Consider the following 15,245-nt stretch of genomic DNA (forward strand, 5'->3'; position numbering starts at 1 on the left):
ATTGGTAAGCCCGGGGATTATGAATAGATGGTATCAATTTGTAAATAATAACGATTTTCGTTAATGCTTAGATTTGCCTCGCCTGAATGGCTGTATTCCCGTGAGAGCCATGAAGTCGGGCGCACGCTGTCCGCCGGCCGAGGCCGCCTAGGCGACCTCCAGCGGCGGTGCCTCGGCCTCCACGAACACCCGCTTGATGCGCGGGTGTTGCTGCTTCAATGAACGGTCCAGCTCGGCGATCACCGTTTCCAGGCGCGCGGCGCCCAATCGGGGCGAGAACTTCACGCTGATGTTCACGAGAATAAAATCCGGGCCCATGTGCATGGTGAGCACCTCATTGACCGCCTCGATACTGGGCATCGACAGCGCGGCACGGCGGATGTCCGCCACCACCCGGGCGTTCGCGGACTCACCGATCAGCAACCCCTTGGTCTCGCGGGCCAGCCACACCGCCGTGAGCGCCAGAATCACCCCAATCAGCATCGATGCCAGACCATCGAACCAGAGTAATCCGGTGGTCTGGCTGAGAATCACGCCCAGGAACGCCACCATCAGGCCCAGCAGGGCGGCGGAATCCTCGAACAGCACCACGAAGGTGGTCGGGTCCTTGCCGCGCGCCACCGCCTCGATGTAGCCCCAGTCGCCTTTGGCGCGCCGGAACTCCTTGAGCGCCACCAGCCAGGCCGCGCCTTCGAACAGGAACGCCAGACCGAGCACCACATAGTTGATGATCGGGTTCTCAATCGCCTCCGGATGGCGAATATGCAAAAAGCCCTCGTACAACGAAATGCCCGCGCCCAACGCGAAAATCAGAATCGCCACCGCGAACGACCAGAAATAGATCTCTTTGCCATGACCGAACGGGAAGCGCTCATCGGCCGGCTGCCTGGCCTTTTTCATGCCGTGCAGCAGCAGCACTTCATTGCCGGTGTCCACCAGTGAGTGAATCCCTTCGGACATCATCGCCGCACTGCCGGTGAGCGCGGCGGCGAAGAACTTGGTCACCGCGATCAGCGCGTTGCCGATCAGCGCCGCGATCACCACTTTTTTCGATCCTGACATGCTGTCTCCTTTTAACGCTTGCGCTTTAACCACTGCTCAACAAAACGCACCAGCACACGGCCCAGCTGCGACGCCAGAGACCGCAACAGACTTTTACTGAACGCTTCACCGGCGCTCTGGCGCCGCGAGGGCCGCTTCAGGCTGGCGGCTTTCTCCGCCTCCGGCGCGTCTTGCTGCTGAGCGCGCCGGGCCTCACGGCGGGCCTGCAGTATTTCCCCGGCGGACTCCCGGTCCAGGTCGTTCTGATATTTGTCGGCCAGCGGCGACGCCGCTTTGAGCGTGTCCAACGCGCTTTTATCCAGAGCACCGATGTGGCTGCGCGGCGGCGCGATCAACGTGCGTTGCACCGGCGCCGGCACGCCGCGCTCATCAAGCACGCTGACCAGCGCCTCGCCCACGCCCAGCTCGGTAATCACCCGCGCGGTGTCGAGATCCGGATTGGGCCGGAATGTCTCGGCGGCGCTGCGCACCGCTTTCTGATCTTTTGGCGTGTAGGCGCGCAACGCATGCTGAAAGCGATTGCCGAGCTGCCCCAGCACCGTGTCCGGCACATCCGCTGGCGACTGGGTAACGAAAAAAATGCCCACCCCTTTGGAGCGAATCAGACGCACGGTCTGATCGAGTTTGTCCAGCAGCACTCGCGGCGCGTTGTCGAATAACAGATGCGCCTCGTCAAAGAAAAACACCAGCAGGGGCAGCGGCTGGTCGCCCCGTTCGGGCAACCGCTCGAACAGTTCCGCCAACAGCCACAGCAGAAACGTGGTGTACAGGCGCGGCTGCTGGATCAGGTCGCGGCCATCCAGCAGATTGACGACCCCCTGGCCATCCTGCTGTTGAATCAGATCGTTGATGTCCAACGCCGGCTCGCCGAAAAACCTTTCCCCTCCCTGGGTCTTCAACACCAACAGGCGCCGCAGCACGGTACCCAGACTCTGCGGGGACAGGTTGCCGTAGCGCTCGGTGAGCGCCTGGCGTTGTTCGATGATCCAGTTGAGCACGCCCTCAAGATCGCTCAGATCCAACAGCGGCAGGTTCTCGGTGCGTGCGTAATCGAAGGCGATGTGCAACAGGCCGGTCTGGGTCTCGTTGAGCTCCAGCAGATTGGCGAACAGCACCGGGCCCATGTCCTCCACCGTGGCGCGCACCGGCTGGCCGCTCTGGCTGCGAATGTCCCACAGCCGGGTCGGACAGGCCGCCGGCGCCCAATCCGCGATTCCGATGCGCTGCACCCGCGAGGCCACGCCCGGCGCGTCGCCGGCGGCGGCGATGCCACTGAGATCACCTTTGATGTCGGCGCTGAACACCGGCACACCGAGGCGCGAGAAACCCTCCGCCAGCAGCTGCAAGGTCACGGTTTTGCCGGTGCCGGTGGCGCCCGCCACCAGACCGTGCCGGTTGGCCATCGCCGGGTTCATCGACAGCCGTTGCCCCGCCACCCCGCCTATCAGAATGCCGCTCATCGATGTTCCCTCATCGTTCCCTGCTCGTTACTGGTCGTTTACTGGAAAGGAAAGCTCCGGCGCCCGCCCATCCGCCGCCGGGCGCGGACGCTGCCTCGAGTATAGAGCACCGTGGCGCGACGCACGCCCTCGATCTTGCCAGCACCGGGGCCGGCCCGCACAATTCCCGCCTCAATCAGGAGAAAGCCCGATGCCCATCGAGAAAAACAAGGTCGTGACGCTGCACTACACGCTGTTCAATGCCGACGATGACCGCGAAGTGGAGCGCAGCGGCGACCACGCACCGCTGATCTATCTTCATGGCGCCGGCAACATTCTCGCCGCGTTGGAGCAAGCCCTGCACGGCAAGGAAGAAGGCGACGCCGTCACCGTCACCCTGGACGCCCGCGACGCCTATGGCGAGCGTGACGAAAAGCTGTTTCAACGGCTCTCCGCCAAGTATCTCAAACACGCCGGTAAACTGACCCCGGGCAAGGTGGTCAGAGTACAAACCGAGCAGGGCCCGCGCATGGTCACGATCGTCAAAGCCGGGCTGAAAACCGTGGACGTGGACGCCAATCATCCGCTGGCCGGCCAACGGCTGCGTTTCGAGATGACCGTGGCCTCGGTACGCGACGCCAGCGCCGAGGAAATCGCCCATCGCCACGTGCACGGCCCCGGCGGTCATCAGCACTGACCGCCGAGCACGCGAATGCACGTGGTCTGTGTGCCGTGCCCGGACAAATTGGCGCGCCAGTGCTATGTTAGGCGCTGTTCGCCGCCGACCTGGCAGGCTCCTTGATCACCGCCGGACGTTGCCATGCCTGAATACAGTTACTGGATTATCCTCGGACTTGCTCTGATCATCCTCGAATTCGTGCTTTCCGGCCTGGTGACGGTGTTTCTTGGCATCGCCGCGCTGTTGGTCGGAGTGTTGGTGTTTCTGGGCTTGCTTGATGACACCGCCTGGGAACTCGCCCTGTTCTCGCTGTTCAGTCTGCTATTGCTGGCGGTGGCGCGCCGTTATTTCAGGCGCTGGTTGTTGGGCAAGGAAACCCGCGCCTATGACAGCGGCGACAGCGCCGGCCTGGTCGGACATCGCGCCACCGTCGCCGGCCCGTTCCACCAGGGCTCTGGTACCGTGCTGTATCGCGGTGCCCGCTGGCAGGCACAGGCCAGCGGGCCGCTCGAGGACGGCCAGATGGTGCGCATCATCGAACATCAAGGGCTTTGGCTCACTGTCGAGCCCTGGACCCCACCTGCCTCCAAGGATTAAAAAAGGATCGTCAGATGACTGGAATCATTATCTCCGCGGTGCTCGCTCTGGGCGTCATCCTGGTGTTGTTCATGACCATTCGGATCGTGCCGCAACGTAGCGTGTTCGTGATCGAGCGGTTGGGCAAATACCGGACCTCGCTGGAAGCGGGCATGCACATCCTGGTGCCGTTCATTGATCGTGTCGCCTATAAGCATTCCCTGAAGGAAATTGTCCGCGACGTACCGCGCCAAAGCTGTATCACCAAGGACAACATCGAAGTGTCCGTGGACGGCATTCTCTACCTGCAGGTAGTCGATCCCAAAGGCGCCAGCTACGGTGTCGACAACTACACCATGGCCGCCCAGCAACTCGCCCAGACCACCCTGCGTTCGGTGATCGGCAAGATCGATCTGGACAAGACCTTCGAAGAGCGCGGCGAGATTAACCTGGAAGTGGTCAAGGCAGTGGACGAAGCCGCCCAGCCCTGGGGCGTCAAAGTGCTGCGTTACGAGGTCGCGGACATCAATCTGCCCGCCTCGATCAAGGACGCCATGGAGAAACAGGTGCGCGCCGAGCGGGAACGGCGCGCCGTGGTGGCCGAATCCGAAGGCGACCGCCAGGCCTCCATCAACCGCTCCGAGGGTGATCGTCAGGCGGCGATCAACCGGTCCGAGGGCGAGAAGCAGGAAATGATCAATATTTCCGAAGGCGAGAAACTCAAGCAGATCAACGAGGCGGAAGGCCGCGCCCGGCAGATCGAACTGATCGCCCAGGCCACCGCCACCGGTCTGCACGAAGTGGCCCGCGCGGTTAAAGAGGACGGCGGCGAAGAAGCCGTCAGCCTGCGCATCGCCGAACAGTACGTGGCCGCCTTCGAGAAACTCGCCAAGGAATCCACCACCCTGTTGCTGCCCGCCAACCTCAGCGATGTGGGCGGCACCGTCGCCGGCTTGCAGAAGGTGCTCAAGAAGATCGACGCCACCCAACCCTGAGCCTTGTGGACACCCACTCTCCGGAGCAGGGCGCCACCGGCAATGGAAGTCGGGCGGCATCGCCCAAAACGCGGCTCCTAACACTGAACACCAGACAAAAAGTCTCCGGTCAACTGAACTGGCCGGGGCTTTTTTCTGGTTCTTCGCGGATTGGAGGGAATCTGGCTACACCGGGGCTTCTCCCATCACTGTTGACGCCCTGTTGGGCGTTCTACTTTCTTGCTTGTCCAAGAAAGTAGACAAAGAAGGACACCCCGTTCTGTCGCCCTTCGGGTACCCGAGTCGCGGGAAATTGATGGCCGGGTCGGCGCCGAGACGACATCCTGTCGTCCGCCGCCTCAGTTGGCCGTCCCTGGCCAACTGACCCTATCAATTTCCCGCGCCTCGGCGACACAACAAGGGGGAAGGCCCTCCAGAAGGGTACGGTAAGGCCACGACCGTCAGAGATAAAATCAGGCGAAGGAGCTTGAACCAAGAGCATTGATGACCCGTGGCGGTGACGCTGCGCCTTGAGCGGGGCGAGGGTGGTGCCTGGAGGGAGCTGTTTGGCCAGGGATGGCCAAACTAACAGCGACCATGGATGGCTTGAGCGGTCCCGGAAGGCACCACTCTTGTCCCGCGTGCCCGGTGGAGCTGCCAAGTCACAAGAGAAAAATCGCTTCCCGCTAAACCTCCATGAATCCAAAAAAAGCCCTGGTCAACAGAAATGGCCGGAGCTTTTTTTAGTTTGGAGTTGAAATTTTTGCCCTTTATGGCGCGCTGGCATCCTCCTCTTCAAGCTCCGGCGCCAGCGTCGGGGCCTGACGCGGGTGCGCCAGTTCCTGATACGCATAGGCCAGCTTGATCAGGGTCGCTTCCGCGAACTCCCGGCCGAGCATTTCCATGCCCACCGGCACCACCGGATCTTTATCGACAGCCATGCCGGCGGGCATGGTCAGCGCCGGGAATTGGGAGAACGGGCTGAGGCGGTTGTTGCTGCCAGTGGTGGGGCTGCGTCCCAGGTCACCGGCGAAGCCGCTGATGGTCGGGTAGATCAGCACGTCATAGGGTTCACCCAGCGAGTCGCCGTTTTCGTCCACGTTGTTGAGCGCGCGCATCACCCGCTCGCGCACGAACACCGGACGCTCAATGGTGTTCTTGTCGTAGATCGCCTGATCTTCGTCGGAGAGATGATTAAGATCGTACGCCCCCCGGCTTTCCAGGCTGCGCTGATTGCCGGGCAGATAACCACCACTGGCGACCAGGTCGGCGTAGTCAAGGATGTGCCCGTCCATGGCGGTGGTCCAGGCATTCAGATAATTCTCGAGATCGTGCTTGAACTCGAAGCTGGACAACGACCGGTAATCCCCCAGTACGCTGCTCTGGTCGGGCAGTACCACATCTTCCACGGTGGCGCCGGCGGCCTGCATTTTGGCGAGCGCGTCGTTGACCACGTTGTTGACCGAATCGTCGGAGCTGAACATGTCACGCACCACGCCGATGCGCGCGCCCTGCAGCCCGTTGCTGTCGAGGAAATTCGTATAGGTGTCCGGCACGCCGGTCACCTCTTGGTACTCTTCCTGGTTGTTGATCAGGCGCGCGTTCAGTTCATAGCTGACCCGCTGATTGCTGTAGGCGCCGTCATCAAAGCCGACCATGGCGTCCATCATCAGCGCGCAGTCCTGCACGGTGCGGCACATCGGCCCGCCGGTGTCCTGGAAGCTGGCCAACGGCATGATGCCATCCTGGCTGACCAGTCTCAGGCTGGGCCGGATGCCGACCAGGCCAGCCAGGGCGGAGGGCACGCGAATCGAACCGCCGGTATCACTGCCGGTGCCGGTGATCGCGAAACTCGAGGAGATCGACGTGCCGGTGCCGGTGGAGGAGCCGCCCGCGCCCTTGGTGAGGTCATAGGCGTTCTTGACCAGACCGCGCACGGAGCTTTCGCCCACGAACCCGAAAGCGAACTCATCCATGTTCGCCTTGCCGATAATAATCGCACCGGCGTCACGCAGTTTGCCAATCGTATAGGCATCCTCGGTGGGCTGGTTGTATTGGAACGCCAAGGCACCGCCGGACGTGGGCATCTGTTCGGTGTTGAAGTTGTCCTTGGGCAAAACGGGCACGCAGTAGAGCGGGCCGTCGATACCGTCGACCGGGAAATCGCGGTCTTTTTCCCGGGCATCGTCGAGCGCGTGCGGATTGATCGCCACCACACTTTTGAATTCGGTTTCCGTGCCATCGTCGTCGTAGGCATGGATACGATCAATGTAACCCTGGACCACTTCTTCACAGGTAATGCCGCCAGATTCCAATGAGGCATGGAGGTCGGCGATGGTCGCTTCCACGAACGAGAAAGACACCGGGTTTTCCGTTTCCGGAGGCGTGCCCGACGAAGAATCATGATCGGATGAATCACCCCCACAACCGGCCAGCAAAGCGGCGATAATCGCCGAACCAACCAGCAATCGTGCATCAGACATAGCAGTATCCTTTAGGCAGAAATCAGACAATCCGCGAAACGGTGTGCAAAAGCAGAAGGGCGATCCGTTCGCCAGTGGCCGATTCACATCGGCCCGTTCCCAGACAACACGAGTTGGGAATGTTCAAAACCCATGCCAGATTGAAATCATCGGCGCGCACGGCAAAGAACATGGAATCGCCGGGGTTTATCGGCGGTTATGCAGGCAATAAAACAGGTAAAGATGGATGTATTTTGGTGCGCGGGGTGATGGCTTGCGCCAAAAGGGAGCTGGGGGGGGCAGTGTTCAGTGTTCAGTGTTCAGTGTTCAGTGTTCAGTGTTCAGTAAAAAGCGTGCGGCTATTGGTCGAGCAGTGTCCAGAGGGCGGCGAGCAGGGCGACCGGGGCGGTTTCCGCGCGCAATACCCGTTCGCCCAGAGCGAACGGTTGGAAGCCGGCCGTCAGCGCCGCGTCCAGTTCGTCGGGGGCAAAGCCGCCTTCCGGGCCAGTGAGCAGGGTAATGCGCTCGGTGCCTCGCAGCGCCGTGGCGCCCAGCGGCGCCTCACCGGGGTGCGCCACCAGCCTGAGGCCGGATGCCTGGTCGATAAAGGCGGCCAGGGTATCAATACCCGCCAAACGCGGTGGCCGGTTCAACCCGCATTGCTCGCAGGCACTGACGATCACCTGATGCCAGTGCTCGCGCTTTTTGCTTTCCCGGTCGCCCTTCAGGCGTACCTCGGTGCGGCTGGTCTCCAGCAGATGGATTTCCGCCACGCCCAGTTCGGTGGCCTTTTGAATGGCGTAGTCCATGCGCTCGCCTTTGATCAGCGGCAGCCCCAATACCACCGGCAGGGGCGGAACGCGATCCCGGTCAATAAAGACCGTGGGCGTGACCGTTACGCTTTTCTTATCCACCGCCTTGATCACCGCGTTCCATTCACCGCCGCTGCCGTTAAACAGGGTTACGGCGTCGCCGGGCGCCATCCGCAACACCCGGCCGATGTGCTGGCTGGCGCCGGTCCCCAGCGCAATCGGCTGGCCGGCCTGAAACGGTTGCGGATCAAAAAAACGGCGGCTCATCACAGGCTCCAGGGGCGGACGTAAACGTTAAAGGCTACCATAGCGGACCCTACCGCACTGCCCCAGGAACACCGCCGATGGGCGAAATCATAGAATCCGGCTTCATGCCCTCCGGTGTGTTGCGCTCGGCCCACCTGCAAACATTGTGGGGGCCGACGCTGCGCCGCCCGCCACCCTTGTCTCGCCGACGCGAGACGCTGCCCCTGGCGGATGGCGACCATTTGCTGCTCGACCACGCCGGGCCGGCACCGCGCAGCGGCACTTCGGCGCTCACCGTGTTGCTGATTCACGGGCTCTCGGGATGCAGCGACTCTCATTATGTGCGTGGCACCCAGGCGCGCCTGGCCGAGGCCGGCATTGCCTCGGTGGCGATGAACTCGCGCGGCGCGGCGCGGCCCAATGACACCGCGCTCTCCTACCACGCCGGCGAGACCGACGATCTGGACGCGGTGATCGAGCATCTGAGTGGCGGCGCCGCGCGCCGGCCGCTGTTGGCGATCGGCGTTTCGCTGGGCGGCAGCCGCCTGCTGAACTGGCTGGCCCAGCGCGACAGCGGTGCGCTGAGCGCGGCGGTGGCGGTGTGCTCGCCGTTGCAGTTGGCGGTCTGCGCTGACCGCATGGAGCAGGGCATATCGAAGGTCTACCGCCGTCACCTGATCAGGCAATTGCTCGCCAATCTGCGCCGCCAACGTCTGCATTTACAACACGTCGCACCGCATCAGGCACGGCGCCTGGCGGCGCTGGACACGCGCGGGCTGAATTCCTTCTGGCGCTTCGACGATCAGATCATCGCGCCGCTGTATGGCTTTCGCGACGCCGCCCATTACTACGCCGAATGCTCCGCGGGGCCCCGTTTGCACCGGATTCGCACCCCGACACTGATGATCCAGGCGGCGGACGACCCTTTTATGAGCGCGCGCACGCTGCCCAGCCAGGCCGATCTGGGCCCGGGTGTGACGCTGGAAATCGCGCGCCATGGCGGCCATGTGGGTTTCATTGCCGGTTCGCCGCGCCGGCCACAATACTGGCTGGAGAAACGGCTGACGGCGTTCGCCGCCGGGCTGATCGGTTGAGCGCGGCGTCTATATCAGGCCGCTCAGGCACACCGTGAGCAGCGCTGCCAGAGAAGCGCCCACCACCAATGAGCACAGCGACAGCCCCAGATTCCAGCGCAGCGCGGCGACCCGGGCGTCGTAGCCGGTAAGCCGCTCCAACAGCAGGGAGTTGGCCGAGTAGGGCGTGCCGGCGGCGCTCTGCGCCCAGCCGCACACCATCGCCACGGCCAGCGCCAGGTGCGCCGACGGCGGCCAGATCGGCCCGAACACGCCGCCCACCAGAGTGCCGACGATGATCGGGTTCAAGCCCAGCAGGCCAGCGCCGAAAAACACCCAGGGCACCACGAACGCGACCAGCGGGTAACCCCAGCCCGGCAACGCCATGTCGCCGCCCATAACATGCAGCACCACGGCGCTGGCCATGACACCAAGAAAAGCCGAGCCGCCCATGATGGTGATCTCGTTCGCCAGCGGCGCCATGGTCGGCAAGCCCGCTTTATCGCCGGCGGCGCGACGGGCCAGCATCAGCAAGATCACCGCCACCAGGCCACTCAAGGTGACCGCCTTGGAATAACCCAGACCAGCGAGCGCGCTGAGCAACAGCGCGCCGCCCCAGATGCCGCCCACCACGGCGGCGAAGCGCAGCCATGGCCACAACGCCCCGGCGCCCTCCACTGGTGTCATCGGGCCGCTTTCGCGATCCCGGAACAAAGCACCGGCAAGCAGGTAGAGCATCGCCAGCGGAAAGCTCACCGCCAACAATTCCCAACTGTGCAGCGTCGGCAGGAAAATCAGGGTGGTGACCACCGAGATCGACAGCGGCGAGAACATCGGCGAAGCGCCGTAACCCCGCAACATGCCACGGGCGGCATTGCCCGCCATGGCGGAATCGCCGTGACGGCGAATGCGGTCGCCAACCAGGGTGCCGATCACGCCCACCGAACCGAAATTGAGCGGCACCGACAAAAAGCCAGTCCCAAACGTAATGCTGTAGTAACGCTTCAAGGGAGTACCGGAAAACAACCCGGTGGAAATGCGCTGCAAATCCGCCGAGCGACTCAGCAGTGCCGCCAGCAACATCATGGTGACGATCAAGGCGGTCAATCGGAGCATGCCGGTGGTTGCGCTGATCAGAGTGGCCGGCTGCAAGACCAGCGCCGCCAGCGTGGACACCGCCACCAGCGTCAGCAAACACCGCGCCACCACGCGCAGCTCGCGCCAGGCCAGCGTCACCGCCACCAGGGCGGCGCCGGTGCCAAGCAACGACACCCCCGGCCACGCCGGCATGATGCCGGCCAGCAACGCCAGGTAGGTCAGCCATGAGCGTGCGCGCTGGCGCGTTTCTACGGTCCGCGAAGCCGGCACGTCAGGCGCGGGCCGGCAGCAAGCGGGTGCCGGTCAACGCCTGGACCTGATCGAACGTATTGTCGCCGTGCAGTTCTCGCACTTGCAGCCCCTGATCGGTGACATCCAGCACCGCCAGATCGGTGTAGATGCGTTTCACCACCCCCGCTCCGGTGAGCGGATAGGTGCATTGATCGAGCAGCTTGGGAGCGCCGTCCTTGGTGGTGTGGCGCATGATCACGAACAATTTCCTGGCGCCCACCGCCAGATCCATGGCGCCGCCCACCGCCGGCGGGAACGTATCGTTGTCGGTGGCCCAGTTGGCCAGATCGCCGTTGGCGGCGACCTGAAACGCCCCCAGTACCGCCAGATCCAGGTGCCCGCCGCGCATCATCGCGAACGACTCGGCGTTATCGAAATAGCAGCCGCCGGGCAGCAAGGTGACAAACTGTTTGCTGGCGTTGATCAGGTCCGTGTTTTCCTGCCCCGGAGCTGGCGCCGGGCCGACCCCGAGAATGCCGTTCTCGCTGTGATAGATCACCTGGCGATCGTCACTGACGTAGTTGGACACCAGCGTCGGCATGCCGATGCCGAGATTCACGTAAGCGCCATCGGGAATGTCCTGTGCCAGGCGCTGCGCCATCCGCGCCGGTTCAAGCCGCGTCATGTCGTTGCCCCTTCCGGGCCACGACCCGGTCCACGAAGATGCCCGGCGTAGCGACGCACTCCGGGTCCAATTGACCCACCGGCACAATGGTGTCCACTTCGGCGATGGTGGTGCGCGCCGCCATCGCCATCAACGGATTAAAATTGCGCCCGGCGGTGTTGTAGCGCAGGTTGCCCCAGCCGTCACCCTGCTCGGCCTTGATCAGCGCCACATCGGCGTGCAGCGCCGTTTCCAGCACATAACCCTTACCGTCGATCAGGCGTGTTTCCTTGCCTTCCGCCAGGCGGGTGCCGTAACCGGTGGGCGTATAAACGCCGCCCAGGCCGGCGCCAGCGGCGCGGATTCGTTCCGCCAGCGTGCCCTGGGGCACCAGCTCCAGTTCGATGGCGCCCTCTTCATAGAGGCGCTCGAACCACACCGAACCCGCCGAACGGGGAAACGAGCAGACGATCTTGCTCACCAACCGCGCCTCCAGCAACACCGCCACATCTTCGTCGGTGGCGCCGGCGTTGTTGGAGATCAGGGTCAGATTGCCGGCACCGTGGCGGCGCAGGGCATCGATCAGACGCACCGGAATACCGGAGCTGCCGAAGCCGCCGATCATCACCACGTCACCCTCGGCGATGTCGGCCACCGCCGCCTGAAACGACTCACACTCTTTATTAATCACAATAAATCCTCTACGGCTCGCGCGCGGTGGCCCGCGCCGCCGGTCCTTTGCTAAAGCGGTGCACCAGATAGATCAGCAGCAGCAGACAAACGCCAACCAGATCGCTGATTTTTTCCGGATAGATCAAGGCCGCGCCGGCCAACAACGCCACCAGCCGCTGAGCAAGGGAGAGCACGCCCACCTTATACAGGTAACCTTCGGTGGCCGAGGCAAGCAGCCAGATGGCGGTCACCGCGGTCACGGTGGAGAGCAGAATCGGCCCCAGCTCGCCCTGCAGGATCAGCGACGGGTTGATCACGAACAAAAACGGCAACACAAACAAAATGCCGCCCAGGCGCATGGCGTAAAGGCCGGTGCGCGTGGCGTTGGATTTGGCCACCCCGGCGGCGGTGATCGCCGCCAGCGCCACCGGTGGCGTGATGTAGGACATCATGCCCCAATAAAGAATGAACAGGTGGCTGGCGAGCGGATTGAGCCCCGCATTGACCAGCGCCGGCGCCAGAAGAATGGAGAGAAAAATGTAGCAGGCGCTGACGGTCATGCCCATGCCCAGCACGAAGCTGGTCACCGCGCCCGCCGCCAGCATCAGCGGAATGCTGCCGTCGGCGTAAAGCAACAGCTCCCGGGAGAAGGCACCGGCCACGCCGGTGTAGGACAAACCGCCCACCACCAGGCCGATGCCGGCGAGAATCGCCACCAGATTGGAAACGCTCAGCGTCAGCTCGTTGATAAAGCCCAGGGCGCGTTTGCCGTTCATGCGATGGTTGCGTTTAAACAGCGAGATCACCAGCAGAACGGCGGTGGCGTAATAGGGCGCGTAGGCTTCCAGCCGCATCACCAGCAGCATATAGATCAGCATCACCAGGCTGAACAGGTATGGCCAGCCGTCCTTGAGCGTTTCCTTGAGGTCGGGAATCTCTTCCTCGGGCATGCCTTTAAGGCCGCGCCGGGCGGCGTAGTTGTCGACCTGAAACAGCAGCGCCAAATAGAACAACAGGGCGGGCAGGAAGGCGGCGATCATAATTTCCGAGTAAGGCACGCCCAGGAACGACGCCATGATAAACGCCACCGCGCCCATCACCGGCGGCATCAAGGTGCCGCCGGTGGAGGCGCAGGCTTCCACGGCGGCGGCGTAATGGGCCGGGTAGCCGGTCTTTTTCATGGTCGGAATAGTGATCGGGCCGGTAGTGAGAATGTTGGAAATCACGCTGCCCGACAGGCTGCCCAGAATACCGCTGGAGAGCACCGACACCTTGGCCGGGCCGCCACGGCTGCGCCCCATCAGCGCAGTGGCGAAGCGCATAAAAAATTCACCGCCACCGGTGGCGGTGAGCGCGGCGCCAAACACCACGAAGCCGATCACCAGTTGCGCCACCACCTGCATGGGAATACCGATCACACTCTCGACGCCGATCACGTGGGCACGCAGGGTTTCACCGAAGCCGTACTGATTGCCCCACAGAAAACCGGGCATCGAATCCGCGTACAGCGGATAGCTGCCAAACAGCAGCGCCACCAGCAGCAAGGGCCAGCCGCCGCAGCGGCGCACGCCTTCCAGCACCAGCACCAGCAACACCGCCGAGGTCACGGTGGCTTCCGGCGGCGCGGAAAATTCCCAGCCCTGCTGAATCATCTCCAGGCCGTGCTGGCCCAGATAGGCGCAACTGATCAGCGCCGCCAGCGCCAATGGCCAGTCGTACCAGGACACCCGGTCGCGGGCACCGGACCAGGCGGGAAAACAAATAAAGGCGGCCGCCAGAAACAGGCCGATCAGATAATACAAATAGGCGTTGCCGAGGGGTTTGAAACCGAGCAGCTCCAGATTGAACGTCTGGTTGATCGCCATCAGCAAACCCAGCGTGCCCAACAGCATCGGCACCCAGTAGGCCACGCCACGCAGCCGCGTGGGCGTCACGGCCGCCGGCGCGGCGGTTTCGGAAGCGTCCAGAGAGGAAGTCATGGTCGAATCTCAATGGTCAGGGGGACAAGACGGAGGGGAAAGAACAGCGGGGGCGGGCGCAATCGTCCACCCCCGTGTCAGGCTCACAGGGTGCCCAAAGCCTTGGTGCGGTATTGCTCCCAGATTTTCGCGAACTCTTCATCGCTTTTGCCTTCGCCGGCTTTCACCGCTTTCGGCCAGGCTTCCAGCAGCACGTTCAAACGGCGCGTGCGTTTGTCGTTCCAGGCCTGGGCTTCGTCGGTCCAGATGCCCTTCTCTTTCAAATAACGGATCGCGCCTTTATGAAACGGCACGTCGGCGGCCGGCACACCGGATTCTTTCAGATCCCAGCGCGGCATTACCGAGGTGGCGTCCTTGTACATGCCGTAGGTTTCATCCAGCGCTTTGATAAAGGCGTACACCTCGTCTTCGCTGGCGTCCGCGCGCACCACCAGAACCGGGTAGCGGTAAGCGAGGATGTCCACCGGGTTCTCTTTGCTGATGCCCGCGCCCACCGTTTCGGTGTAGGGCTGGAAGAACGGCGCGACTTCACGCAGTCGTTTCCAGCCTTCTTTATCGGCGGCGGGCATGTCCAGCCAGCGAATGCCACGGGGCGATTGCTCAAGCTCGTACACGTGGCTGGGGGTGGTGGTGGTGCAGGAGGCATCGGCTTCGTTGCGGGCCAGCGAGCTCATGGCGTTGGCGTAGGTGGGGAACATCACCGCGTCGACGTCGTCGCGGGTAAGGCCGGCGAACGCCAGGAAGGCATCGCACTTGACGTTGATCGACGGGTTGCCGGCCACGTAGGCAAAGCGCTTGCCCTTGAGTTCCTTGAGGTTATGAATGTCGGCATCGGCGGCGGTAAAGATGCCGAACGACGACGGCCGACCCGCCACCGCGCGCAGATCCTGGGGGCCCCAGCGGCGCGCGGAGAAGTCGTATACGCCTTCCGCGGCGAAGAAGGTCTCCGTGGCCAGGAAGCCCACGTCCGCGCGTTTGGACAGCACCGGTTGCAGGCGGCCAATCGCCGAGCCGGAAGGCTGAATACGAATGCGGGTGCCGTATTTCTTGCCGAAGGCGTCGGCGATGGCGGAAGCCTCGGCGTAACCCGCCGAGCCCACGTCGTAGGCTGACCAGGTCATGGTGTCGGGCAGGCCTTCCGCCAGGGCGGGGGCGCTCAAGGAAACGGCGCCGCCCAGAAGGGCTGCAGCGATTGCACGGCGTAAGCCGGTGACAGCGATCATAGCGTTCTCCACGGTCTTGTTGTTTTGGGCGTCCCGCCCGTCGCAGCGATGCCGG

Annotated in this window: 13 protein-coding genes; 4 read left to right on the forward strand and 9 right to left on the reverse strand. The window is 63.2% G+C overall.

From position 1 onward, the window contains the following. Positions 1–147: 147 nt before the first annotated feature. Both CGS25_RS00685 and CGS25_RS00690 read right to left on the reverse strand, forming a co-directional pair. Positions 148–1,062: a cation diffusion facilitator family transporter gene (locus CGS25_RS00685; protein WP_089033928.1), complete on the reverse strand. Its 915-nt coding sequence runs from the start codon at positions 1,060–1,062 to the stop codon at positions 148–150. Positions 1,063–1,073: 11 nt separating this feature from the next. Beyond that, positions 1,074–2,522, reverse strand: a complete 1,449-nt coding sequence (locus CGS25_RS00690; protein ID WP_101674233.1) for a helicase HerA-like domain-containing protein — start codon at positions 2,520–2,522, stop codon at positions 1,074–1,076. 190 nt (positions 2,523–2,712) lie between these two features. Here CGS25_RS00690 and CGS25_RS00695 point away from each other — a divergent pair, with 190 nt between their 5' ends. The 3 genes from CGS25_RS00695 (at position 2,713) to CGS25_RS00705 (ending at position 4,751) form a co-directional block, all read left to right on the forward strand. Further along, the gene (locus CGS25_RS00695) at positions 2,713–3,198 is read left to right on the forward strand and encodes an FKBP-type peptidyl-prolyl cis-trans isomerase (RefSeq protein WP_089033926.1); all 486 of its coding nucleotides are present in this window, start codon (positions 2,713–2,715) and stop codon (positions 3,196–3,198) included. 123 nt (positions 3,199–3,321) lie between these two features. Beyond that, complete coding sequence (locus CGS25_RS00700; protein ID WP_101674234.1) at positions 3,322–3,777, forward strand: NfeD family protein; 456 nt, start codon at positions 3,322–3,324, stop codon at positions 3,775–3,777. A gap of 14 nt (positions 3,778–3,791) precedes the next feature. After that, positions 3,792–4,751, forward strand: coding sequence for an SPFH domain-containing protein (locus CGS25_RS00705; protein ID WP_089033924.1), 960 nt, complete (start codon positions 3,792–3,794; stop codon positions 4,749–4,751). Between the two features lie 749 nt (positions 4,752–5,500). Here the strand turns inward: CGS25_RS00705 and CGS25_RS00710 are convergent. After that, complete coding sequence (locus CGS25_RS00710; RefSeq protein WP_101674235.1) at positions 5,501–7,213, reverse strand: amidase; 1,713 nt, start codon at positions 7,211–7,213, stop codon at positions 5,501–5,503. Positions 7,214–7,551: 338 nt separating this feature from the next. Next, the gene (locus tag CGS25_RS00715; RefSeq protein ID WP_101674236.1) at positions 7,552–8,271 is read right to left on the reverse strand and encodes a 16S rRNA (uracil(1498)-N(3))-methyltransferase; all 720 of its coding nucleotides are present in this window, start codon (positions 8,269–8,271) and stop codon (positions 7,552–7,554) included. Between the two features lie 77 nt (positions 8,272–8,348). Here CGS25_RS00715 and CGS25_RS00720 point away from each other — a divergent pair, with 77 nt between their 5' ends. After that, the gene (locus tag CGS25_RS00720; protein ID WP_101674237.1) at positions 8,349–9,344 is read left to right on the forward strand and encodes a YheT family hydrolase; all 996 of its coding nucleotides are present in this window, start codon (positions 8,349–8,351) and stop codon (positions 9,342–9,344) included. A gap of 9 nt (positions 9,345–9,353) precedes the next feature. Here the strand turns inward: CGS25_RS00720 and CGS25_RS00725 are convergent, their stop codons facing one another. From CGS25_RS00725 to CGS25_RS00745, 5 genes are all read right to left on the reverse strand, one after another. Next, a complete protein-coding gene (locus CGS25_RS00725) occupies positions 9,354–10,691 on the reverse strand; it encodes a diguanylate cyclase family protein (protein WP_089033920.1) in 1,338 nt (445 codons plus the stop codon). Position 10,692: 1 nt separating this feature from the next. Next, entirely contained in the window at positions 10,693–11,337 is a 645-nt protein-coding gene (locus tag CGS25_RS00730) for a 3-oxoacid CoA-transferase subunit B (RefSeq protein WP_089033919.1), read from the reverse strand. Further along, positions 11,324–12,007: a 3-oxoacid CoA-transferase subunit A gene (locus CGS25_RS00735; RefSeq protein ID WP_089033918.1), complete on the reverse strand. Its 684-nt coding sequence runs from the start codon at positions 12,005–12,007 to the stop codon at positions 11,324–11,326. Before CGS25_RS00735 ends, CGS25_RS00730 begins: the two co-directional genes overlap by 14 nt. A 10-nt stretch (positions 12,008–12,017) precedes the next feature. Next, a complete protein-coding gene (locus CGS25_RS00740) occupies positions 12,018–13,967 on the reverse strand; it encodes a TRAP transporter permease (protein ID WP_232802176.1) in 1,950 nt (649 codons plus the stop codon). Positions 13,968–14,050: 83 nt separating this feature from the next. Then, the gene (locus CGS25_RS00745; RefSeq protein ID WP_101674238.1) at positions 14,051–15,190 is read right to left on the reverse strand and encodes a TAXI family TRAP transporter solute-binding subunit; all 1,140 of its coding nucleotides are present in this window, start codon (positions 15,188–15,190) and stop codon (positions 14,051–14,053) included. Between the last annotated feature and the right edge of the window lie 55 nt (positions 15,191–15,245).

Source organism: Alloalcanivorax mobilis (genome assembly GCF_002864685.1).
In the GTDB taxonomy this organism is placed as follows: domain Bacteria; phylum Pseudomonadota; class Gammaproteobacteria; order Pseudomonadales; family Alcanivoracaceae; genus Alloalcanivorax; species Alloalcanivorax mobilis.